Origin of the sequence: Pseudomonas sp. MPDS, from assembly GCF_013283895.1 — a bacterium.
Lineage (GTDB): Bacteria > Pseudomonadota > Gammaproteobacteria > Pseudomonadales > Pseudomonadaceae > Aquipseudomonas > Aquipseudomonas rhizophila.
On the sequence record NZ_CP054128.1, the window covers coordinates 2,374,811 to 2,396,019 of the forward strand.

Genomic DNA, 21,209 nt, shown 5'->3' on the forward strand with positions numbered 1-21,209 from the left:
CTGTTGGCAAACTCGACAGAACTTGGCCTTTTGATATCAAGTCATTGACTGGTTTAGAAAAGTGCCGTTTTTAAAGGGCTGTAACGGCTTTTAACTAGGCGATGAACGGTATTTATCCATAGATTTTTACGTTTAACTGGCTTCAAGTGTGTCATTTTTGGGCTAACTTTTTTTTGACGCATTGGCCGTTCGTCCCTTTTCTTGCGCTTTGCAAAGCCGCTGCTAACGTGCAGAAAACGACCCTCTATCCAACGCCGCCCTATCGCCGAGAAACACATGCTCCGATACCTCAAGGAACTGTTGCTGGTGCTGTACCTGATCAGGGGATATGACTATTACCTTGATCGTCTGAATGCCTTGGGTTTGGGATTCGCCACGTTGCTGTTCGGCGCGATGTTCGTGGTGTTGGTGGTGGCGCTGTGGATGAGTGCGTACATCCGCCAGACCTTCGTGCGCCACTTGTTTGCCTTGGCGATGTTTGGTTCGGCGGTGTTTTTCGAGGTTTACACGAGGGTGACCGATAGCTATCTGACGTACAGCCAGTTTGTGTCGCTGGTGTATTCGGGTGGTTTTATCGGGGAGGCGGCTTCGCAGTACCGCGAAGTGATTGTCAGCGCCGCCACCGGTGGCCTGTTGCTGCTGCTGGGACTGGGTCTCAAGCCTCGGCGGTCGGTGTCATTGCCCGGTTATTTGCCAATCGCCGCACCTGTGTTGGGCGTGTTGTTGCTCAGTGGTGTTCTGTTCGTCCGGGCGGGCGAGGGCGCACGGGGGTTGCCGGTGATGTACACACCGCTGGCCTATCTGAATCTGTTCGTTTACGAAGCCCTGCACAACACCGTCGGTCCTCGGGAGCCGATCCGCCTGACGCGGCCAACATCGCCGATCGAGCATGATATTGTGCTGATTATCGATGAAAGCGTCGCTGGGAATTATCTGGATATCAATACGCCGTTCGGCGTGCACACCGGCCTCAAGACCCCGCCCGATGGGGTGCAGGTGTTCAATTTCGGTTACGCGGCTTCCATTGCCAACTGCAGCGCCGACACCAACGTCACCTTGCGTTACGGCGGCACCCGGGCCGATTACGTGCGCATCAACAGCACGTTGCCGTCGATCTGGCAGTATGCAAAAAACGCCGGGTTGCGCACGGTCTATATCGACGCCCAGCGTACCGGTGGTCACCTTCAGAACCTGATGACCGACACTGAAAAAAACGATATCGACGACTTCGTGCAGTTCGACCGCACCCCGGTGTTCGAGCGAGACATGGCGGTTGCCGCGCAACTGATCGAGCGGCTGGGCAATGACCGGGCCGAGCTGGTGGTGGTGAACAAGCTCGGTGCGCATTTTCCCGTGCACGACAAATACCCGGATGAGTTCATGAGCTATCGTCCCGCACTGCCGCGTGGGCGCTTTCTCGAAGTCGCCGATACCGGCCAGCGTGACGGTTTTGATGGCCGGACTCATGACTGGGAGCTGTACCGCAATGCCTACCAGAACACTTTGCTGTGGAATGTCGGAGAGTTCTTCAGGCGGATCTTCCAGCAGGCCGATTTGGGCAACGCCGTGCTGATCTACACCTCCGACCACGGCCAGGACCTTCACGAGCGCGGCAACCCTGGGCTCAATACCCACTGCGGCGGTGACCCGGTGGCGGAGGAAGGGCTTGTGCCGCTGGTGGTCATAGAAGGCGCGCGCTTGCAGACCCTGGATTGGCAGCGGGCATGGGCACAGAACAAGGACCGCTCCAGCCACTACAACATCTTCCCGACGCTGTTGCAGTTGATGGGGTACGACCCGGCCGGTGTTGAAGCGACCTATGGGAAATCCCTGAGCCAGCCGACCGAAGACGCCTTTACCTTCAACTACCGCTTCAATGCGCGGCTGGGGGCGATGCCTGAATGGAAACACATTGACCTCAAGCACATTGTCACACCAGGCCCGGTTCAGGCCGAGATGGCGGCGGGTCAGGCGGGATCGATGTTGAAAGTGCCGCCGTCATCGCGAGCAGGCTCGCTCCCACAGTAGTCCGAGTTGTCCGCAGGCCTTGCATACCCCCGCAAATCCCCTGTGGGAGCGAGCCTGCTCGCGAAGGCGGTGTGTCGGTCGGAATCGATGTTGAATGTGTCGCCGTCATCGCGAGCAGGCTCGCTCCCACAGTAGTCCGAGTTGTCCGCAGGCCTTGCATGCCTCCGCAAATCCCCTGTGGGAGCGAGCCTGCTCGCGAAGGCGGTGGGTGGGCTTGCAGCATAGAATCTCCCACAGTAGTCCGAGTTGTCCGCAGAACTTGCATACCCCACAAACCTGCGGGGAGGGGGCTCACTGGGTTGTGGCGATCGGGCCGAGTCGGGCCGGGTCGTGCAGTAGGGAGAATCCCAGCTCGCGCAATGTGCGGCCGATGAAGCGTGAGCCCACGTCATTCAAGTGTGCGTCATCGCGGTACAGCAACTGCCCGTCCATGATCGGGCTGCATAGCCCCGCTGGGCAGATCACTTGATTGGGGTCGATAAAGCGCACCTGGGGGAGTCTGGCGCGTATCCCCTCCCAATACGGCGCGGTGACGTCCAGCGGGGCCGAGCATGGGCGATCGGTGCCGAACATCAAGCGGCGCACGGGGCAGGTCGCTGCATTGTCGATGTTCTGGTTGCGCAGGATCACGATGACCTGACCGGTGTTGTTCGCCACGTGCTTGATGCTCGCTTCGATAATTTGTGCGGCCGCCGCATCCTTGGGCCAGGCGCCGGCCAGCACGACGTATGGGTAGTGGTTCTGCTTGATCAGCTCGAACACCCGGTCGTTGCGCGCCATGCAACGGTCGCCATACGCCTCGGACACCTCGGTGGCATAGCCGAAAATCGGCGGGCAGGCGTCCAGTGTGTAGTCCATTAATCTGATGCCGTTGGGTTTGGCCAGGATATCGACCATGCCCGTGAAATGATTGGCGAACGAGTCACCCACCATCATTCCGTCCAGTTGCTCCTTGTGTGCACCGAGCTGGCAATTCGGATCAGGTTCGGCGCTGTACCTCGCACTGGGCATATGGCAACCGCTGCGAAGCCTGTTCGGTTTGCTCAGCGCCATGGCCTCGAGCCTCGACACTTCAGGCGCAAAACGCTGTGGGAAGCCGTTCCATTGCAGGCTCAAGGTCGCCAGGACGGCCAGCCCCAGGGCCGGGACTATGAATCGGCGGACCAGTACGCGGGGAAACTGCAATTGCGCGCCAGTGCGCCGAAAGGGAATTTCGACATACCGCCAGGACCACCAGGACAACAGAATCGACACCAGCACCAGTGACATGCCCACAGAAAGGGTTATCTCGATGCCCAGGTAATTCAGGTAGGCAATCAACGGCCAGTGCCATAAATACAGCGAATAGGAAATCAGGCCTATGAACACCATGGGCCGGTTGGTCAGCAGGCGGGAGCGGGCTCCACCGCTGCCGGCCAGAATCAGCAGCGCCGCGCCCAGGCAAGGTATCAACGCATTGACGCCGGGGAAGGGGGTGTCCCGGCTCAGGGCAAACAAGGAAAAACCAATCAGCCCATACCCCGCCGCTCTATAAGCCAGCACTTCTATCCTGCCGAGTGTACGTGGCTGATAAAGATAGATACCCAGTGCTCCGCCTAGCATCAGCTCGAAAAAACGTGTGGGCAGCAGGTAATAGGAGGCCGTGGCGAAGACGTTCGTGGCGTATTCGGAAAGCCCCACCGCCGTCACGATACCGACGGCCAACACCGGCAGGACATAACGCGGTGTCAGGCGATAGAGCATCAGGATCAGCAGCGGCCAGATCACGTAGAACTGCTCTTCAATCCCCAGGGACCAGGTATGCAGCAGCGGCGCTTCGCTGGCATCGGCGGCGAAATAGTTGCCGTACTTCATCCAGATATAGATATTCGAGACCCCCAGCAGGGAGAACAGCGCACTGACGTTGAGCCGCGTCAGGTCGGCGGGGGAAAGGATGAAGGCCCCTGCGATCACGCTCGCCAACAACACAGTGACCAGTGCGGGCACGATGCGATTGATGCGCCGCTGATAAAAGCGCTTGAGCGAAAAGGTGTTGCCCTTGATCTCGGAAAACACCTGGGAAGTGATGAGGAAACCCGAGATGACGAAAAAAATATCGACCCCCACGAACCCGCCTGGCAGCAGGTCGGCGTTGAGGTGATGGATGAGTACGGCCAGCACTGCAATACAGCGAAGCCCATCGATATCGAGGCGATATTTTGTTTGAGGCATGTCGGCGATCGTCCTTGAATAGGAGGCAATCCAGGTGCGTCATGTTTATGACGAATTGGCCGACTGCATGTAAACGGCACGTATTAGTCATTGATTGATAGCTGGAAATTTATGCTTTGCAAGGCGTCGGGCAAAACCAGGCGGGGCAGACGACCAGCGGTGTTTGCCCGTCGCCTGAGCGCATCCTTGGTCTGCCCGTCACCCAACTCCGCTATCCTGAGCCTCACGTTTACCCATGAGCCTTTTCATGCTTGAAGTTCGCGACGTATTTAAGAGCTATGCCACGCCGCAAGGGCCATTGCCGGTGCTGCAGGGTATCGACCTGACGTTGGCCCCTGGCGACAGCCTGGCACTGATGGGTGAGTCCGGCAGCGGGAAAAGCACCTTGCTGCATCTGGTTGCCGGTCTGGACAAGGTCGACCGTGGCAGCATTCGCTTTGGCGAGCGTAGGCTCGACGGCATGAGCGAAAGCCAACTGGCAAGCTGGCGACGTACACAGATCGGCCTGGTGTTCCAGCAGTTCAACCTCATCAGTAGCTTGCCGGTGGAGGATAATCTGGCGTTCCAGGCGCGTCTGTGCGGTCGCTATGACCCTGCCTGGCAGACCCATCTGGTGCAACGGCTCGGCCTTTCGCAACTGCTGCACCGCTATCCCGAACAACTGTCCGGCGGCCAGCAGCAACGGGTGGCATTGGGGCGGGCGCTGGCCTCGCGGCCGCCTTTGTTGCTGGCCGACGAACCCACCGGCAGCCTCGACGAAGCCACCAGCGACGAGGTGCTGCAACTGTTGCTGGAGTTGCTGGACGGCAGCCCGACGAGCCTGCTGATGGTGACCCACAGTCCCCGGGTGGCGGCCCGTCTGAGCCGTCGAGTGGTCTTGCAAGGCGGACGTCTGGCGCAGGTGGCCCAAGGGTGATGATCCTCCGCCAGACGCTCAAGGCCTTGCTCAGCCATTGGCGCCAGCACCCGGTGCAGTTTTTCAGCGTCCTGACCGGGCTCTGGCTCGCCACCAGCCTGCTCACCGGCGTGCAGGCGCTCAACAGTCAGGCCCGGGACAGCTACGCACGAGCCAGCCAGTTGATTGGTGGCGAACCCCAGGCCAGCCTCAGTGCGCCCGGCGGCGGCACCTTCACTCAACAATGGTTTGTCGATCTGCGTCGCCTGGGATGGCCGGTGTCCCCCGTGTTGCAGGCTCGGGTGACGCTGCAGGGGCACGAGGATCAGCGCCTGCAGTTAATGGGCATCGACCCGGTGTCTTTGCCCCCCGGAGCGGCAGTGGCGGGGCAGGTCCGGGAGATGGCAGACGTGGTGGAGTTTTTCACTGAACCTGGCCGCACCTGGATCGCTGCGCAGACCTTGCAGGCCTTGGGGCTGAGCGAGGGGGACCGGCCCCGGACGGTCGATGGACAATCCCTGCCACCGTTGCTTGTCCAGGCGGACATGGCGCCCGGCGTGCTGCTGATGGACATCGGCTTCGCCCAGCAGGTACTTGGACGGCCGGACCAGCTGTCGCGCTTGCTATTGCCTGCCACGTTCAACGCGCCCTTGCCGACGGCGTTCAACGGCCGGCTGCAGTTCAAGCACGCCGATGAAGAAAACAATCTGTCACGCCTGACCGAAAGCTTTCACCTGAACCTCGACGCCTTGGGGGTGCTGTCCTTCGTGGTGGGGTTGTTCATCGTTCACGCCGCCATTGGCCTGGCGCTGGAACAACGCCGCAGCTTGCTGCGAACCCTGCGGGCCTGTGGCGTCAGTGCGCGGTTGCTGGTCACCAGTCTGGCCCTCGAACTGAGCGCCTTGGCCTTGCTCGGCGCAATCGCAGGAGTGCTCAGCGGCTACTGGCTGGCGAGTCTGTTGTTGCCCGATGTCGCGGCGAGCCTGCGCGGCTTGTACGGCGCCGAAGTGGCCGGCCACCTGAACCTCAGCCCGTGGTGGTGGCTCAGCGGCGTGGGCTTGGGCTTGCTCGGCGCGTTATTGGCCGGCGCCGACAGTTTGCTGCGGGCGGCGCGCCTGCCGCTGTTGGCGCTGGCCAATCCCCAGGCTTGGCATCAGGCCCATGCACGCTGGCTGCGGCGCCAGGGGTGGGTGGCGACATTGGCGGGGTTGCTCGCGGTATCGGCGTTGATCTGGGGTGACAGCCTGGGCAGCGGTTTTGTCTTGATGACGGCGTTGTTGCTGGGCGCTGCCCTGGCTTTACCGGTGTTGCTCAGTGGCGCGCTGAAGTTGCTGTTGCGCCGCAGTCGTTCGGTACTTGGGCAATGGTTTCTCGCCGACTGCCGTCAGCAATTGCCGACGCTGAGCCTGGCACTGATGGCGTTGCTACTGGCTCTGGCGGCGAATATCGGTGCCGGCAGCATGACCGCAGGTTTTCGCCAGACCTTCAGTGACTGGCTCGAGCAACGGCTGACCGCCGAGCTGTACATCAATCCGCAAACCCCGGCCCAGGCGGGCGAGCTGCACACCTGGCTCAAGGAGCAGCCGGCGATCAGCACGATATTGCCCAACTGGCAGGTCTCGATTCCTTTGCAAGGCTGGCCGACGGACATCTACGGCATCATCGATCACAGCGCCTATCGTCAGCATTGGCCGTTGCTGGAGTCGGTTTCCGACAAGCCTTGGGAGCAACTGGCCGGGGGTGACACGTTGATGCTCAGCGAACAACTGGCCCGGCGTCTCAACGTGAATATTGGCGATCGATTGACGATCCCGACGCCCCAGGGACCCTGGACGCCGCGCCTCGTCGGGATCTATGCCGACTACGGCAACCCCAAGGGCCATGTGCTGGTCAATGCCGACCACTTGCTGCGGCATTGGCCGCAACTGACGCCGAACCGCTTCAACCTGCGCATCGAACCCTCCGCGATCCCTGCGTTGCTGACGGCGTTGCAGGCCCGGTTCAGCCTGGATGACAGCCGAATTGTCGATCAGGCGCGGCTCAAGGGCTGGTCGACGCAAGTATTCGAACGCACCTTCGCCGCCACCGCCGCCCTCAATAGCCTGACGCTGGCGGTGGCCGGGGTGGCGTTGTTCATCAGCCTGCTGACCCAGAGCCAAAGCCGCCTCGGCCAGTTGGCGCCGCTGTGGGCGCTGGGGGTAACGCGCCGGCAGTTGATGTTGCTCAATCTGGGCCAGACCTGGCTGTTGGCGCTATTGACCCTGGTACTGGCCTTGCCACTGGGCATCGCCTTGGCCTGGTGCCTGGACGCGGTAATCAATGTGCAGGCCTTCGGCTGGCGCCTGCCGTTGCGGGTATTCCCGTGGCAATTGGCGCAGTTGCTGGGCCTGGCGATGCTTGCCACGCTGCTGGCATCGGCCTGGCCGCTGTATGCGTTGTACCGCACGCAACCGGCGGATTTGCTGAGGACCTTTGCCCATGAAGATTAAACTGGGCTTGATGCTGATAGCGCTACTGCTCTGCGGTTGTGATAACCGGCAACCGCCGCCGAAGGGCTTCGCCGGCCTGGGTGAGCAGGCCGGCGCATTCACGCCCGTGGTGCCGGGGCGGGTATTCAGTTTTCCCGCCGATCATGGTGTTCATGAGGGGTTTCGCATCGAGTGGTGGTACGTCACTGCCAATCTCAAGGATGCCGAGGGCCGCGATTACGGTGTGCAATGGACGCTGTTTCGCAGCGCCCTGAACGCCGCGCCCCAGGCCAGCGGCTGGCGCAACCAGACGATCTGGCTCGGTCATGCCGCGGTCACTTCCAGCGCCGTCCACCATGCCGCCGAGCGCTATGCACGGGGCGCAGTGGGGCAGGCCGGGGTGCAGACGACTCCTTTCGACGCCTGGATCGATGACTGGCGGTTCGCTACACAAGCGTCGGGGGCCGATCCATTGGCGGACATGCAGCTCAAGGCCAGTGGCCCACACTTCAGTTATGAGTTGCGCCTCACGTCGACGCGTCCGCTGGTGCTACAGGGCGATAAGGGGTTCAGCCAGAAATCCGAACAGGGCCAGGCGTCGTACTACTACAGCCAACCGTTCTTCCAGGCCAGCGGCCACGTGGAAATCGATGGCCAGCGTTATACGGTCAGCGGCCCGGCCTGGCTCGACCGCGAATGGAGCAGCCAGCCACTGACTGCGAACCAGACGGGCTGGGACTGGTTTTCCCTGCACCTGGACAGCGGCGAGCATGTGATGCTCTACCGCATGCGCCACAAGGATGGGGCGCCATACCTCACGGGCACCTGGATCGATGCCCAAGGCCAGGCGCAGACCCTGCATGCCGGGCAGATCAGCCTTGAACCACTGGACACCGCCGTGGTTGCCGGGCGCTCGATGCCGGTGCGCTGGACGATCAGGATCCCCGGCAAGCGACTCGACATCACCACCGATGCCTTGAACCCCAACGCCTGGATGAACCTGCGCATTCCCTATTGGGAAGGGCCGGTGCACCTGAGCGGCAGCCACAGCGGCAACGGTTACCTGGAAATGACGGGCTACTGAGAATCGCCGGAACTCCCCGGGAACGTCGACCCTCATACCTTATGAATGCCTCTGAGGAGTCCGTCATGAGTGATGACCTCACACTTCCCTCGCTGGCCGACTGGCAGCGCTTGTTCGACGACAAGACCTACTGGCAGCAGTCGCCCGACGTCCATTTCACCGAGCTGATGCGGGTGGCCGATGACCTGTTCGGCCAGGGCGCTATCGACCTGGCACAGTGGCAGGAACTCAAGGCCAAGGCCGAACAACTGCACCATCGTTCACCCGACGCCAACGTCGCTGAAGAAGTCGCCGATCCTGACGCCTGACGCGCAGGCCCGAAAAACCAAGGAGTTCGCCATGAAACCCAGTGATCAAACGTCGCACAATCCAGACGAGCCGGCGATGCCGGGTGAGGTGGAGCGTGACAACGACGCCCTGCGCCCCAACGATCCGGCTAAACGCAAACAGCAGGAAGGCGATACTGAAGCGGGGGAGACGGATGCACAAAAGACCGCGCGACAGGGCTGAGGATTGATAGACCGCGCGGTCTTGAAAACGCATTTGTTAATGCTGCTTTACTTGCCCGGTCTTGTTCGGCGTAGCGGATATGTTTTTTTATACTGCTGTTGGATTTTGTATAGCTGTTTGTATAGCTGTTATTGATTGGGCGTTAATAATGACGACTAAAGATAAATAATTATTTAAACAAGCTCCCGGACATATTTTGCAAGTTCCACTATTATTATGCCCGTTCGCCCAGTGTCAGGCTCTTTACCAGTGCATGGAATGCCGAGGCCGTCGCACTGGGCGAACACCATCCTGAATCAATATCTATCGACGATTATCCAGCGACCGGTGAACGCCAGTCATCGGAGCCCGACGTGCCGCTGACTTCGTGGGTCCAGGTGATCTTGCGGTAGGTGAAGTGCACATCTTCCAGATGGGTGAAGTGCGCGTTCGCCGGGTCCTGGCAGTTGAGCATGTAGTCCTTGATATCGACGATGATCGCGTCCTCCAGAGTGGTGGTGTAGTAATGCTCCTGGGTGCCGGCCGCCGAGGTGCGGTACCACTGGATCTCGACTTTGGTCAGGCGTTCTCCGCAGGTCAGGGCCGCCAGCAGCAGCGGCGAGGCCTTGTCGAACACCTTGGTGATGACCAGGGGTTTATGCACGCGCTGGCCGGTTGGCTGACCCGACTGAGGATCGCGGGGGATGATGACCTGGTGCTCGAAGCCTTGCACCATGACTTGATCTTCATGACCTTCCTGGTAGGTGTTGCCCACCGAGTCGGCCGTAAAGGCGCCGGCAGTGATCAGACCTTGTTTGGTGCCTTCGATGGACATGTAAGCGGGGGTAGCCAATGGATGCTCTCCTTGCGGGATAACTAAAGGGACCTGGGAAGGGAATCGTCCCCAGGTGGCCTGACGGTTATCAAGAGCTATGCCAGATTCTATAAAAGCTATGTATATCAATAGGTTGGGATTAATCGCCAGTCCATGAGCGCTCCGGCTACAGAGGAATGCGCGCGGGGAGTTGCGTAGTTGGCAAGCCGGATGCGCAACTTCTTACGCATTCGGCTTTCCGGTTTTTCCTACATTCCCAGGGCGGACATGCACTCATCCATCGAGCGCTGTTGCGTTTCGGCATACAACTGCAGCTCATCGATGGTCGGTTGTCCCAGCGCTTGCTCGAATGCCTGGCGATTGGACTGTCCGGCGTAGTGAATTTGAGCGGTATCGCCGAGGTTCGACTGGAAGATGCCGGCGGCGCTCACGGGCAGGAAGTCCTCGTACACCAGGGGTTCGGCGCGCAGGTATTGCGCTTCCAGCAAGCGTTCCAGCGAGACCGGTTGCTTGATCGTGCCTTTGGCAGCGAGGCCCTTTGGCGTCACGAAATAGCGAAAGTACGCCAGTGCCTGCCGACGCAGCTCATCGTGGTTGTCAGGGAACTGGGCAAAATGCTCGGTCATCAGTGCGTTGTAGCGTTCGGCGTTGGCTTCGTTGGGAAACGCCCCCAGCGCATCCCGAGCGGCGTTCAGCAACTGATCGTAGAGTGCGCGACCTTTCGGGGTGAGGGCGGCGCCCCGTTGCTCGATTTCGCCGAAGCGGGCGCTGTGGCTGCCTTGGGAGTGGGGCTGGTCGGTGAACGCTACAGGTTCGTCGAGCGCCTTGAAGCTGGTCTGCCGCAGCAGGATCGGGCAATGCCGACGGGGCGGGCCTTCGACGACTGCCTTGGGGGTGATGCCGTGCACGGGCATCTGGGCCTGCACGATGTCGATGTCCAGGGTACGTGGCGTCAGGTGATTGATGTGCGGGCCCTTGAAAGCCACCACGTCGGCGATCAGCCGATGCTGGGCGCTCAGTTGCCGATATTGCTCGGCCGTGACGGTGGCGCTGTGGTGCCAGCGAAAGGTTTCCAGGGCCTGTAGGACGAAGTCATCAGTCTGTGGTTCGGTCAGACCCCCTTGGCGTTCGGCCAGGTCGATGAGCTGGAGCGCCTCGGAGGTGAAGATCTGGCGCTTGTTCAGTACCGATTCGGCAAAGGCCCGAAGCTCGGCGTTTTCGATCAGTTCCAGACGCAGCAACGAGGTAAACACCCGGAACGGGCTGACCTGCAAGGCGCTTTCATGCACGGCTCGAAATGCCGTGGAATGCACAGGCACCCCGGCGGGCGTGAGGTCGTAGTAGCCCACCGGGTGCATGCCCATGACCGCGAACAGACGCCCCAGGGTTGCCAGTTCTGCGGCGGTGCCGACACGGATCGCGCCGTGGCGCTCCAGGTCCAGACGCTGGAGTTCACCGGTACTGCGCAAGTGTTCGGCCAAGTGCGGGTCGTTGACCAGCACCTGGGCATTGGTCTGTTCCACCAGGTTCATCAGTGCCCCGTACAGCGGCACCTCGTCGCGGTACATGTCGGACATCGCCTTGGAGAAGCGTTGGCGGATCAGGTCGGGACTGACGAAGCTCATTGTGAGAATTCCTGGCGCAAGCTGTGGGAAAGTGGAAGGAAAGATCGCAGCCTTCACCAGCGTCGACAAACGAAGAATCTTCAGGACTTCATTCTGTCAGGGACTGATCCGCCTCCTTCACCGTGGCTCAGGCAAGCCTTGAAGAGCGGCATCAAGGTCACTGGCCCAGGCCCTTGAGAAAGTCGCGATACAGCGCGGCGGTTCTCCCGGGGCGCTCGACCATGGGCATATGGCCTACCCCCTCCCAGATTTCCACACGCAAGTCGGCGATGCCCTTGCTCCATACGGGCACACTGCTGACGTCAATCAGCCGGTCCTTGCGACCCCAGAGCAGCAGCGAAGGCGCGCGGATGTCGGGCAGGCGCGGCTCCATCGGCGGGCTGGCGCGAAAATCCACGAAGATCTCTTCCAGTTCATCCCGGCGTTGCTCATAACGCTCGGCCAGCGCCGCCAGCACCACACTCGGCACCCATGGCGGCGAGGCCATCGTCATCGCGTAGAACGGAGCGAAATCGTCCCGCGAGCGCACCAGAAACGGGTTGTGGCCGGCTGCCAGGTGCCGCTCCATGTCGCTGGGTTCGGGCGCGGTGACGCCGGCCGGGTCGATCAGGGCCAGGGTGAGTATCCGTTCCGGGGAGGTCGCCGCCAGCCAGGCGGCGAGATGACCGCCCATGGAGTTGCCGATCACATGGACCTTGTCCAGGCCGCAGGCATCCAGCAGTTCGATCACCCGTCGGGCCTGGGTCGGGATGTCATAACCGCCGCCGGCCTTGAAGCCGGTTTCGCCATGACCGGCCAGGTCAGGAATCACCACCCGGTAGTCGCTGACAAAATGCCGGGCAAAACGCAGCCAGAGGTTCTTGTCGGCGCTGTAGCCGTGCAGCATCAATATGCTGCCGGACGCTTCGTAGGGCCCGCCTTGCCAGGTCGACACGGTCATTTCGCTGATGGGCACCGTGATCTTGTGCAGTCGGTACAGACGCGCTTCCAGGGCCATGCCCATGTCGTACAGCACATGGCCGATGCCTGGATACGTCAGCCAGCTCCAGGCGATAAACACGGCGAGGACTACCCACAACACCAACATGCTTTGCCCTCCAGGGTCAGGACAGAATGTGATCGGCCAACCGGAGCCGACGAGTCAGATAGTGATAAGTGAAGCTGAAACCGGGGAACATCGCGACGACGTGGCCGCTTTTGCTTTGATACCAGCTGTGACAGCCGCCGGATTTCCATACAGTGCGTTGCATTTCCCGGTGGATCATTTCGGTGTAGCGCTGTTCGGCGGCAGGCTGCACTTCGATGCTGCGCAGGTTTTGCCGGTTCAAGGTGCGGATGCAGTCCAGGATGTAGTTCATCTGCGACTCGATGATGAACAGTGCCGAGGTGTGACCGATGCCGGTGTTGGGGCCGGTCACGATGAACAGGTTGGGGAAGTCCGGCAGGCTGGTACCCAGGTAGGCGCGCGGGTATTGGGCCCAGACGTCGTGCAGTCGGGTGCCGTTGCGGCCGGTGACGGGATAGGAAATCACCCCGTCGGTGGCGTCAAAGCCTGTCGACCAGATGATCAGGTCCAGTGGGATGTGCTGACCGTCCCGGGTGATGATGCCGGTTTCATCGAGGGCGGCGATGCCGTGCTCCTGGCCATGCACGCTGACGTTGGCCCGGCACAGGGCCGGATACAACGTACTGGACAGGATGACGCGCTTGCAGCCGATCAGGTAGTCAGGGGTCAAGCGACGACGCAGAACCGGATCCGGCACTTGGCGCTCAAGCATGTTCAGGGCCTGGCGCTGGACCATGCGAACCGCCGGCCGTGAATATTTGAACGCAATCACCCGGGTTTCGAATTGCCAGTAGATCGACCAGCGCAACAGGGTGCGCATCGGCGCCAGGCTCAGCAACCAACGTTCGAGACGGTTGAACGTGCGGTCGCGGCGTGGCAGTACCCAGTGGGGCGTACGCTGAAACACGTGCAGATGGGCGACTTCTGGCGCAATGGCCGGGATGACTTGGGCGGCGCTGGCGCCACTGCCGACGATGGCAACGCGTTTGTGGCGATAGTCGTAGGTGTGGTCCCAATCATTGGTGTGAAACGTCTTGCCCTGGAAGCGATCCCGGCCTTCGAAATCAGGGATCACCGGTTGGCTGAGGGGGCCTGTGGCATTGATCAGGAATTGCGCATGAAAGGTCTCTAGGCTGGCGGTGTCGACGATCCAATGTCGGGCAATGTCGTCCCATGCCACCCGCTGCACATTCGCGCTCAGTTGTACCTTGTCCTGCAGGGCGAAGCGTTCGATCACGTGCCGGGTGTAGCGGTGCAGCTCCTCCTGGCCGGCGAACATCCGGCTCCAGTCGTAAGCGGCGAATGAGAGCGAATACAAGGGCGACGGCACTTCTACCGCCGCGCCGGGGTAGGTGTTCTGGCACCAGGTGCCGCCGAAGAAATTCCGTCGCTCCAAGAGCAGGAAATCCGTTATGCCCTCTTTGAGGAGATTGATTGCCGCGCACTGGCCCCCGAACCCGCTGCCGATGATCAACACCTGATAGCTGCGCATGGGCCTCCTTTCTGGTGGTGGTTGCCGATTCCCTTTGTCATGTATAGCCAAAATCCGAGCGGAGCCGTGCATTTGATGGCGAATAAATAACCCTTCATCGATGGTGGCTATTTGATGCTGCCCTGATAGACTCCAAATAACCCTATCCCACAACCCGGGAAGCCCTCGGTGCAGAGGCCTCTATGCAAAGAACGGGACGAAAGGGACTGTCATTGGCCAGGAGGCTTTACACCTCACGAATCCTGGGCCTGATGCTAGGGTTGTTGTTGGTGAGTGTCGCCGTCTATCCCCTTGACCCGGCACCTTGGGTCTGGTGGGCCATGCTGTTCAACGGCTTGTTATGGCCGCATGTGGCCTATCAGTGGGCCCGTCGCGCGGCGCAGCCGTACCAGGCTGAACGCCGAAACTTGCTGATTGACGCCTTTCTTGGCGGTTTCTGGGTCGTTGCGATGCAATTCAATCCGCTGCCCACGGCCGTTACGCTGGCAATGATGGCGATGAACAACGTTTCCATCGGGGGCTTGCGTTTTCTGTTCGCCGGGGCGGCGGTCCAAGTGACGGGCATCGCCCTGGGCCTGGCGATCTTCCCGTTGACCAGTGTGCCGATGACCAGTTCGGCGCAGCTCTATGCCAGTTTGCCTCTGTTGTGCATATATCCGCTGGCGTTGGGCTGGATCTGTTTTCGCCAGACCGACATCCTGGGCCGGCAAAAGCGCGAGTTGTTGGCCCTGAGCCGTACCGACAGCCTGACCGGTCTGCTCAATCATGGGGCGTGGAAGGACCGGCTTAACGAGGAGTTCCAGCGCTGCCTGCGACAGCCACACGATGGGGCTGGTCACGGCGTGATTGCGCTGATGGACATCGACCACTTCAAAGCCATCAATGACACCTATGGCCATGGCGCTGGTGACATCGTGTTGCGTCAGCTGGGCAAGATGCTCAAGCAAAACCTGCGGGCCACCGACATTGTCGGACGTTATGGGGGGGACGAGTTCTGCGTGATTCTGCCGGACCTGACGTTGCACAAGGCCGTGCTGGCCATGGAGGCCCTGCGTGAGCGGTTCGCCCTGCTCGGCTACGAGCAGGCCCCCGCGCTAAAGGGCAGTCTGAGCATTGGCCTGGCCGCCTTCAACCCGGCCTATGGCGACGCCACTCTCTGGCTCAACGACGCCGACCAGGCGCTTTACGAGGCCAAGACCGGCGGGCGCAACCGGGTCGTTTGCCATCGGCAGTGCCAGATGCTCGAGGAACCGGCGGTTTCTTTCTGACCCAACCGAGGAAGAGGGTTTATTTGTGCTAAACACAAACAAGTCCTGTTCCAGCCGCACTGTGTTCCGGCCTGAACTATCCCCCTAGGATTGCTTCACTCAACCACTTGTGAAGGAATCCCTCATGCAACGTTTTACCCGTCGTTTGCTCGCCGCTTGTGCGTTCTCCGGTATTGTCGCCAGCACCGGCGCATTGGCTGATACCCATCCCACCATTCGAGCCATGGCTGGCGCGGAGCCGGTCAACCAACTCCCGGCCGGTAAAACCGCGTTACTGGTAATCGATTTTCAGAACGAATATTTCACCGGCAAAATGCCCATCCCTGACGGCGCTGCTGCGTTGGCCAATACTCGCGAACTGATTGATTTCGCCGATGATCACCACATGCCGGTGTTCCATATCCAGCACATTGCGCCGGCCGGTTCGGCGGTGTTTGCCGAGGGTGGCGAAACCGTGAAATTCCATCCGGACATGCAGCCCCGGGCCCAGGATGTTGTCTTGCAAAAGACCACTGTCAGCGTCTTCGGCAGTACCGACCTGGACAAGCGTTTGAAGAGCGCTGGTATCGAAAACCTGATCATCTCCGGTCTCATGACCCACGCGTGCGTGGCCGGTGCTGCCCGTGATGCGGCGCCGCTTGGCTACAATGTGTTGGTCGCCTCCGATGCATCGGCTACCCGTGCGATCACCCGGGTCAGTGGCGAAGCGATCGACAAGGACGCCTTGCACAAGGCCGCACTGGCCGAGGTCGAGGATACTTTCGGTGATGTGATGACCACCGCCCAAATCATCAAGCTGCCGGTACGCTGAAAATGAATCAGATGCTCGCCATGCGCGTGTTTCGCTGCATCGTGGAGGCTCAGGGGTTTTCAGCCGCGGCCGAACGACTGGACACCACTCATTCGTCGGTGTCGCGCAACTTGCAGCAATTGGAGTCTGTGCTGGGCGTGCGTCTGATCAATCGCAATACCCGACGCATGAGCCTTACGGCAGCAGGCGAGCGCTACTACGCCGCTTGCGTGGATATTCTGGATCGCGTTGATGCCGCGTCCCAGGCGGTGACCCTGGAACAGGAACGGCCCTCCGGACTGCTGCGCATCAGTACCCCGCTGGTGATCGGTACGCTGGAGCTGGCCCGTTGGTTGCCGGGGTTCCAGGAGCGCTATCCGGACATCCAGGTCGATCTGTCCTGCTCGGATCCGCTTGTCGATCTCGTGGCCGATGGGGTCGATGTGGCGTTACGGATTTGCGGGCCGCTGGCCGACAGCAGTCTTGTCGCGCGCTTGCTCAGCGTTTCGCCGCTGGTTCTGGTGGCGGCACCGGCCTATGTCTTCAAGCGCGGGCTGCCTCGCGGCGTTGCTGAACTCAACGACCATCGGCTGCTGACGTATGCCTCGGCCACGCAGTGGGTGCTGGTGGGGGAAGCAGGGGAGTCGAGCACGGTGGATTGCGCCAGCAGCTTTCATACGGACACCATCACTGCCTTGCACGCCTGCGCTCTGGCGGGCGGGGGCATTGCCGCGTTTACCCTGGCGACGGTGCAGGATGACTTGCTGACGGGAAGACTGGTGCGGATTCTGCCTGAGTACACGCTTGGGCAGCGGCACTACTATGCGCTTTACCCGCATGCGCGGAATTTGCCGGCCAAGGTTCGAGTGTTTGTGGATTACATGGCGCAGTATTACGGCGCCAGGAACTGATGGACCTTGGACTGAACAGCGCCGGGGCCTGAAAAGCCCGGACAACGTTGCGACGATTTGAACGATGTAGCTGAGCCGTGGCGAGGGAGTTCCCTCGTCACAATGGGGCAAGCCACAATGAATCAAACAGCCTTGGTGTGATCGGCTGGCCCGCGCAACGTCGCAATATCCCGCTTGGGCGGCATGCCAAACAAACGGCCGTACTCACGGCTGAACTGCGAGGGGCTTTCATAGCCCACTTTGAAGGCCGCACTCGCCACGTCCATATGTTCATTGAGCATCAAGCGCTTCGCTTCGTTCAACCGTAGCCACTTCTGATACTGCAGCGGACTCATCGCGGTGAGCTGGCGGAAGTGATGGTGGAAGGTGGGGGGGCTCATCTGCACACGCGCCGCGAGGTCCTCTACGCGGATGTGTTCGGTGTAATTCAATTTCAGCCAGTCGATGGCTTTGGCGATCCGGTAGCCCTGGCTGTCCACGGAGGCGATCTGACGCAGCCGCGAAGCCTGGTCGCTCATCAACAACCGATAATGAATTTCCTGTTGGATCAGCGGCGCCAGTACAGGGATCGCGTCAGGCTCATCCAGCAGCGCCAACAAGCGTGCGAACGGCGCCAGAAGCTCAGGTGTTGCTGTACCAATGCCTGCGCCAATTCCGATGGGCCGGTCTCGATACGGCGTCATGCCGCTCTGGGCGACCAGATCGGCGACCATGCGCAAGTCGAGCTTGAAGACCAGGCCCAGGCAAGGTTGCTCCGGGCTTGCCACCATCACTTCAGAATTGGCGGGGATGTCCAGCGAAGTGATGAGAAATCGTGTGGTGTCGTATCCATACGCCTTGCCACCTACCCATACCTGTTTCACGCCTTGGGCCACGAGCACGATGCTCGGTTCGATCATGCAGATGACGGGACGCGCCGGGGCTTCACGTCGAAAGAAACTAAGGCCGGCCACCGGCATATCAAAGTCCCCCGTCTGTGGGGTCCGGGCGTCAATGATTCCGGCGAGCGTCTCTTGCAGGGATTTGCGTTGGGTGGTCATGGCGGGTTCGGGGGTTGTCCAGGACTGATAGCTATAGGCAGAACATTAACTCGCCAAGCGAAGCGCTGCCTACATGAAGTGGGCGAACTCATAGGATCGGGCAAGAAAAGCAGCGCAATGCGCTACCTGAAATCCGGGTTGGGCGCTGAGAATTTGATCCGACCTGACTCAGGAGATCATTACTCAATGCATGTTCGAGCCTACGCGGGCGACACCCCTCGAATCACTCAAACAGAAGGACTATCCAGTGAAAAGAATGCTGCTTGCCCTCGGTCTGCTTATCGTCTCTTGCTCATCCATGGGGGCTGATATGTCCAACGGTGCTGACAACTTCTACAAAAGTGACAAGGTGACAGTGGAAAAGGTCGCCTTCAAGAATCAATACGGGATGGAGGTGGCAGGTAATCTGTTTGTCCCAAAGGGACTGGACCCGAAGGCGAAGAGCGCCGCCATCATCGTGGGTCATCCCATGGGCGCGGTGAAGGAGCAGAGTTCCAATCTGTACGCGACCAAAATGGCCGAGCAGGGTTTTGTTACGCTCTCCCTGGATTTGTCGTTCTGGGGGGAGAGTGAGGGTACGCCGCGCAATGCAGTGTTGCCGGACATGTACGCAGAGGATTACAGCGCTGCGGTGGATTTTCTCGGCACCCGGCCGTTCGTCAATCGCGAGCGCATCGGCATCATCGGTATCTGCGGCAGCGGCGCTTTCGTCATCAGCGCAGCCAAGATCGACCCGCGCCTGAAGGCCATCGCGACGGTCAGCATGTACAACCATGGCGACTTGTACCGCAAAGGCTTGGGTAACTCGACAACGGCGGAACAGAAAAAGCAGTTCCTGGCCACGGCAGCCGAGCAGCGCTATGTGGAGTTTATCGGTGGGAAAACCGCGTACACCTCTGGCTCACCGCTGAAATTGACGGGCGATGCCATCGCGGATGAGTTCTTTGACTTCTACCGGACCCCGCGTGGCGAAGTCACTCCCGCCGGCGCTTCGCCGCAGACCACGACCATGCCCACGCTGTCCAGCAACGTCAAGTTCATGAACTTCTACCCGTTCGATGACATTGAAAGCATCTCGCCGCGTCCTTTGCTGTTTATCACCGGCTCCGAGGCGCACTCGCGTGAGTACAGTGAAGATGCCTACAAGCGGTCTGCGCAACCCAAAGAGTTGCTCATCATCCCGGGAGCCAACCATGTGGACCTTTACGACCGGGTGAACCTGATCCCGTTCGACAAGTTGGCCGGGTTCTTTCGCAACAATCTGAAGTAACTCCCTCAATCACGCCATCACTTGGCACCTCTTGTCCTGCGGCAGCGATCTTCGGTGCCGCAGTTCGTCCCCTCGAGTCTTCAGTGGACCCGACGCTCAAGAAACACAGGATTCATATCCCATGACCGATAGCGTATTGCCCATCTCCCAAGACCGCCCCACGTGGAGCGCGGTGCTTGCCATGTCCCTCGCTGCGTTCGCCCTCGTTGCATCGGAGTTCATGCCGGTCAGCCTGCTCACGCCCATTGCGGCCGATCTACACATTAGCGAAGGGCAGGCCGGTCAAGGCATCGCCGTGTCTGGCGCCTTCGCCCTGATCACCAGCCTGTTCATTGCATCGATTGCCGCTAGGGTGGACCGTAAAAGTTTGCTCCTGCTGCTGACACTGTTGATGATCATTTCTGGAACCGTGGTCTCATTGGCACCCAATTACGCGGTATTCATGGCCGGACGCGCACTGATCGGCGTTGCGATTGGCGGCTTTTGGTCGTTGTCAGCCGCCACGGCCATGCGGCTGGTGCCGGATCACCAGATCCCACGGGCCCTGGCGATCGTCAATGGCGGCAATGCGTTGGCGACGGTGGTGGCGGCGCCGCTGGGCAGTTTTCTTGGGCAGATAATCGGTTGGCGTGGCGCGTTCTTTTGCATTGTGCCTGTCGCCGCCACCGCTTTGGTCTGGCTGCTGTTACGCCTGCCCTCCATGCCGGCACAGACGAAGCAGGGTAGCGCCAACGTGTTCAAATTGATGGCGCGAGCCCCCATAGCCTTGGGCATGCTGGCTGCCAGCGCATTCTTCATGGGTCAATTCATGTTGTTCACCTATCTACGACCGTTCCTTGAAACGGTGACGCAGATGAGCGTGTCTTTGCTTTCGTTTGCATTGCTGGTGATTGGCGTGGCCGGTTTGCTCGGTACCTTTGTGATCGGTGCGTTCTTGAAAAATGGCCTGTACCGGACGCTCATCGTCATCCCGTTGCTGATGGCAGCGATTGCACTTGCCCTGGTGGGGTTCGGGGCGTCGGCAACCATCACGATTATCCTGCTGGGACTTTGGGGTTTAGTGGCCACCGCTGCCCCCGTCGGCTGGTGGACCTGGCTGGCGCGAACGCTGCCAGATGATGCCGAAGCAGGGGGTGGATTGATGGTCGCGATCATTCAGCTTGCGATTGCGGCGGGTGCCACGGTGGGCGGCATCCTTTTCGATCTGAGCGGCTATCAGGCGACTTTCGAAGCCAGCGCGGTTGTGCTGGGTGGTGCAGCCGTTCTCGGCATCCTGGCTGCACGGGCCGCGGTTCGGGATTGCCCAGACATCCGCGCCCGGGCGCAAGCCAAGGCCGTTTGAGCAGATGACCGTTGAGCGCCTGCGGTTGGTGGCACATTGATATATTGGTAGGCTAGGGGCTCGTTACCTATCGAGTGGGTCAGTGTGACTACCGAGCGAATTTTCCAGTTGGAGCAAGCCCTTATGGCCGTGATCGCTGCGGCGGGAAAGATGGGGGTCTGCAGTGATGAACTGTGCGCGCAGGCGGTGGGCGGGTTGATGTTTGAACACCATTGGAGCTGGGCAAACGCACAGTACGCACAAGGGGCGGCCGACGAGATCGACAACGCGTTGAGCCTTCTCGTAGGGAAACCGCCGGTGGAAAACAGGTCGCCGGCGATTGAGACCGGCGCCAATGCGTTGCTCAATCCGCCAGCTAATTCGCGGTCTGTCAGTTTTATTTGATACGAGTGGGC

Annotated in this window: 18 protein-coding genes; 12 read left to right on the plus strand and 6 right to left on the minus strand. The window is 60.4% G+C overall.

Annotated elements, in window-relative coordinates:
- Positions 1 to 276: 276 nt before the first annotated feature.
- A complete protein-coding gene (locus HQ912_RS10490; protein ID WP_173406753.1) occupies positions 277 to 2,028 on the plus strand; it encodes a sulfatase-like hydrolase/transferase in 1,752 nt (583 codons plus the stop codon).
- Between the two features lie 291 nt (positions 2,029 to 2,319).
- Here the strand turns inward: HQ912_RS10490 and HQ912_RS10495 are convergent, their stop codons facing one another.
- The gene (locus tag HQ912_RS10495; protein WP_173406754.1) at positions 2,320 to 4,239 is read right to left on the minus strand and encodes an acyltransferase family protein; all 1,920 of its coding nucleotides are present in this window, start codon (positions 4,237 to 4,239) and stop codon (positions 2,320 to 2,322) included.
- Positions 4,240 to 4,486: 247 nt separating this feature from the next.
- On the opposite strand from HQ912_RS10495, the gene HQ912_RS10500 reads away from it, so the two are divergent.
- The 5 genes from HQ912_RS10500 (at position 4,487) to HQ912_RS10520 (ending at position 9,196) form a co-directional block, all read left to right on the plus strand.
- On the plus strand, positions 4,487 to 5,155 hold the full coding sequence (locus HQ912_RS10500; protein WP_047228530.1) for an ABC transporter ATP-binding protein: 669 nt from the start codon (positions 4,487 to 4,489) through the stop codon (positions 5,153 to 5,155).
- Positions 5,155 to 7,623 carry an ABC transporter permease gene (locus HQ912_RS10505; protein WP_173407528.1) on the plus strand — a complete coding sequence of 823 codons (2,469 nt, stop codon included), beginning with the start codon at positions 5,155 to 5,157 and terminating at the stop codon, positions 7,621 to 7,623. The genes HQ912_RS10500 and HQ912_RS10505 overlap by 1 nt, the downstream gene beginning before the upstream one ends.
- On the plus strand, positions 7,613 to 8,686 hold the full coding sequence (locus HQ912_RS10510) for a lipocalin-like domain-containing protein (protein WP_173406755.1): 1,074 nt from the start codon (positions 7,613 to 7,615) through the stop codon (positions 8,684 to 8,686). Before HQ912_RS10505 ends, HQ912_RS10510 begins: the two co-directional genes overlap by 11 nt.
- A gap of 65 nt (positions 8,687 to 8,751) precedes the next feature.
- Positions 8,752 to 8,994 (plus strand): hypothetical protein, encoded by a 243-nt coding sequence (locus HQ912_RS10515; RefSeq protein ID WP_047228527.1) that lies wholly within the window; start codon positions 8,752 to 8,754, stop codon positions 8,992 to 8,994.
- Positions 8,995 to 9,025: 31 nt separating this feature from the next.
- Positions 9,026 to 9,196 (plus strand): hypothetical protein, encoded by a 171-nt coding sequence (locus HQ912_RS10520; protein ID WP_171061341.1) that lies wholly within the window; start codon positions 9,026 to 9,028, stop codon positions 9,194 to 9,196.
- A 313-nt stretch (positions 9,197 to 9,509) separates the two neighbouring features.
- Here HQ912_RS10520 and HQ912_RS10525 read toward each other — a convergent pair whose 3' ends face one another.
- The 4 genes from HQ912_RS10525 to HQ912_RS10540 form a co-directional block, all read right to left on the minus strand.
- Positions 9,510 to 10,028 (minus strand): Hcp family type VI secretion system effector, encoded by a 519-nt coding sequence (locus HQ912_RS10525; protein ID WP_047228526.1) that lies wholly within the window; start codon positions 10,026 to 10,028, stop codon positions 9,510 to 9,512.
- Positions 10,029 to 10,258: 230 nt separating this feature from the next.
- On the minus strand, positions 10,259 to 11,635 hold the full coding sequence (locus HQ912_RS10530) for a VOC family protein (protein WP_173406756.1): 1,377 nt from the start codon (positions 11,633 to 11,635) through the stop codon (positions 10,259 to 10,261).
- A 157-nt stretch (positions 11,636 to 11,792) separates the two neighbouring features.
- Entirely contained in the window at positions 11,793 to 12,722 is a 930-nt protein-coding gene (locus tag HQ912_RS10535; RefSeq protein WP_047228524.1) for an alpha/beta fold hydrolase, read from the minus strand.
- 16 nt (positions 12,723 to 12,738) lie between these two features.
- Entirely contained in the window at positions 12,739 to 14,193 is a 1,455-nt protein-coding gene (locus HQ912_RS10540; protein ID WP_173406757.1) for a flavin-containing monooxygenase, read from the minus strand.
- A 182-nt stretch (positions 14,194 to 14,375) separates the two neighbouring features.
- Here HQ912_RS10540 and HQ912_RS10545 point away from each other — a divergent pair, with 182 nt between their 5' ends.
- The 3 genes from HQ912_RS10545 to HQ912_RS10555 all read left to right on the plus strand — a co-directional run bounded on the left by HQ912_RS10545 (position 14,376) and on the right by HQ912_RS10555 (position 17,162).
- The gene (locus HQ912_RS10545) at positions 14,376 to 15,461 is read left to right on the plus strand and encodes a diguanylate cyclase (protein WP_107322263.1); all 1,086 of its coding nucleotides are present in this window, start codon (positions 14,376 to 14,378) and stop codon (positions 15,459 to 15,461) included.
- Positions 15,462 to 15,585: 124 nt separating this feature from the next.
- Positions 15,586 to 16,272, plus strand: a complete 687-nt coding sequence (locus HQ912_RS10550) for a cysteine hydrolase family protein (protein ID WP_173406758.1) — start codon at positions 15,586 to 15,588, stop codon at positions 16,270 to 16,272.
- Positions 16,273 to 16,274: 2 nt separating this feature from the next.
- Positions 16,275 to 17,162 (plus strand): LysR family transcriptional regulator, encoded by an 888-nt coding sequence (locus tag HQ912_RS10555; RefSeq protein ID WP_047228520.1) that lies wholly within the window; start codon positions 16,275 to 16,277, stop codon positions 17,160 to 17,162.
- Between the two features lie 122 nt (positions 17,163 to 17,284).
- On the opposite strand, the gene HQ912_RS10560 is transcribed toward HQ912_RS10555, so the two are convergent.
- Complete coding sequence (locus tag HQ912_RS10560; RefSeq protein ID WP_047228519.1) at positions 17,285 to 18,202, minus strand: AraC family transcriptional regulator; 918 nt, start codon at positions 18,200 to 18,202, stop codon at positions 17,285 to 17,287.
- A gap of 247 nt (positions 18,203 to 18,449) precedes the next feature.
- On the opposite strand from HQ912_RS10560, the gene HQ912_RS10565 reads away from it, so the two are divergent.
- From HQ912_RS10565 to HQ912_RS10575, 3 genes are all read left to right on the plus strand, one after another.
- Positions 18,450 to 19,472 (plus strand): alpha/beta hydrolase, encoded by a 1,023-nt coding sequence (locus tag HQ912_RS10565; RefSeq protein ID WP_076386596.1) that lies wholly within the window; start codon positions 18,450 to 18,452, stop codon positions 19,470 to 19,472.
- A gap of 121 nt (positions 19,473 to 19,593) precedes the next feature.
- A complete protein-coding gene (locus tag HQ912_RS10570; RefSeq protein ID WP_173406759.1) occupies positions 19,594 to 20,814 on the plus strand; it encodes an MFS transporter in 1,221 nt (406 codons plus the stop codon).
- Between the two features lie 123 nt (positions 20,815 to 20,937).
- Positions 20,938 to 21,198, plus strand: a complete 261-nt coding sequence (locus tag HQ912_RS10575) for a hypothetical protein (protein WP_173406760.1) — start codon at positions 20,938 to 20,940, stop codon at positions 21,196 to 21,198.
- Positions 21,199 to 21,209: the final 11 nt, after the last annotated feature.

Bases quoted from the DNA above. Each gene is read 5' to 3' on its own strand.
- HQ912_RS10490 (WP_173406753.1), top strand. From the start codon at position 277: ATGCTCCGATACCTCAAGGAACTGTTGCTGGTGCTGTACCTGATCAGG.
- HQ912_RS10495 (WP_173406754.1), bottom strand. From the start codon at position 4,239: ATGCCTCAAACAAAATATCGCCTCGATATCGATGGGCTTCGCTGTATT.
- HQ912_RS10500 (WP_047228530.1), top strand. From the start codon at position 4,487: ATGCTTGAAGTTCGCGACGTATTTAAGAGCTATGCCACGCCGCAAGGG.
- HQ912_RS10505 (WP_173407528.1), top strand. From the start codon at position 5,155: ATGATCCTCCGCCAGACGCTCAAGGCCTTGCTCAGCCATTGGCGCCAG.
- HQ912_RS10510 (WP_173406755.1), top strand. From the start codon at position 7,613: ATGAAGATTAAACTGGGCTTGATGCTGATAGCGCTACTGCTCTGCGGT.
- HQ912_RS10515 (WP_047228527.1), top strand. From the start codon at position 8,752: ATGAGTGATGACCTCACACTTCCCTCGCTGGCCGACTGGCAGCGCTTG.
- HQ912_RS10520 (WP_171061341.1), top strand. From the start codon at position 9,026: ATGAAACCCAGTGATCAAACGTCGCACAATCCAGACGAGCCGGCGATG.
- HQ912_RS10530 (WP_173406756.1), bottom strand. From the start codon at position 11,635: ATGAGCTTCGTCAGTCCCGACCTGATCCGCCAACGCTTCTCCAAGGCG.
- HQ912_RS10535 (WP_047228524.1), bottom strand. From the start codon at position 12,722: ATGTTGGTGTTGTGGGTAGTCCTCGCCGTGTTTATCGCCTGGAGCTGG.
- HQ912_RS10540 (WP_173406757.1), bottom strand. From the start codon at position 14,193: ATGCGCAGCTATCAGGTGTTGATCATCGGCAGCGGGTTCGGGGGCCAG.
- HQ912_RS10545 (WP_107322263.1), top strand. From the start codon at position 14,376: ATGCAAAGAACGGGACGAAAGGGACTGTCATTGGCCAGGAGGCTTTAC.
- HQ912_RS10550 (WP_173406758.1), top strand. From the start codon at position 15,586: ATGCAACGTTTTACCCGTCGTTTGCTCGCCGCTTGTGCGTTCTCCGGT.
- HQ912_RS10555 (WP_047228520.1), top strand. From the start codon at position 16,275: ATGAATCAGATGCTCGCCATGCGCGTGTTTCGCTGCATCGTGGAGGCT.
- HQ912_RS10560 (WP_047228519.1), bottom strand. From the start codon at position 18,202: ATGACCACCCAACGCAAATCCCTGCAAGAGACGCTCGCCGGAATCATT.
- HQ912_RS10570 (WP_173406759.1), top strand. From the start codon at position 19,594: ATGACCGATAGCGTATTGCCCATCTCCCAAGACCGCCCCACGTGGAGC.
- HQ912_RS10575 (WP_173406760.1), top strand. From the start codon at position 20,938: ATGGCCGTGATCGCTGCGGCGGGAAAGATGGGGGTCTGCAGTGATGAA.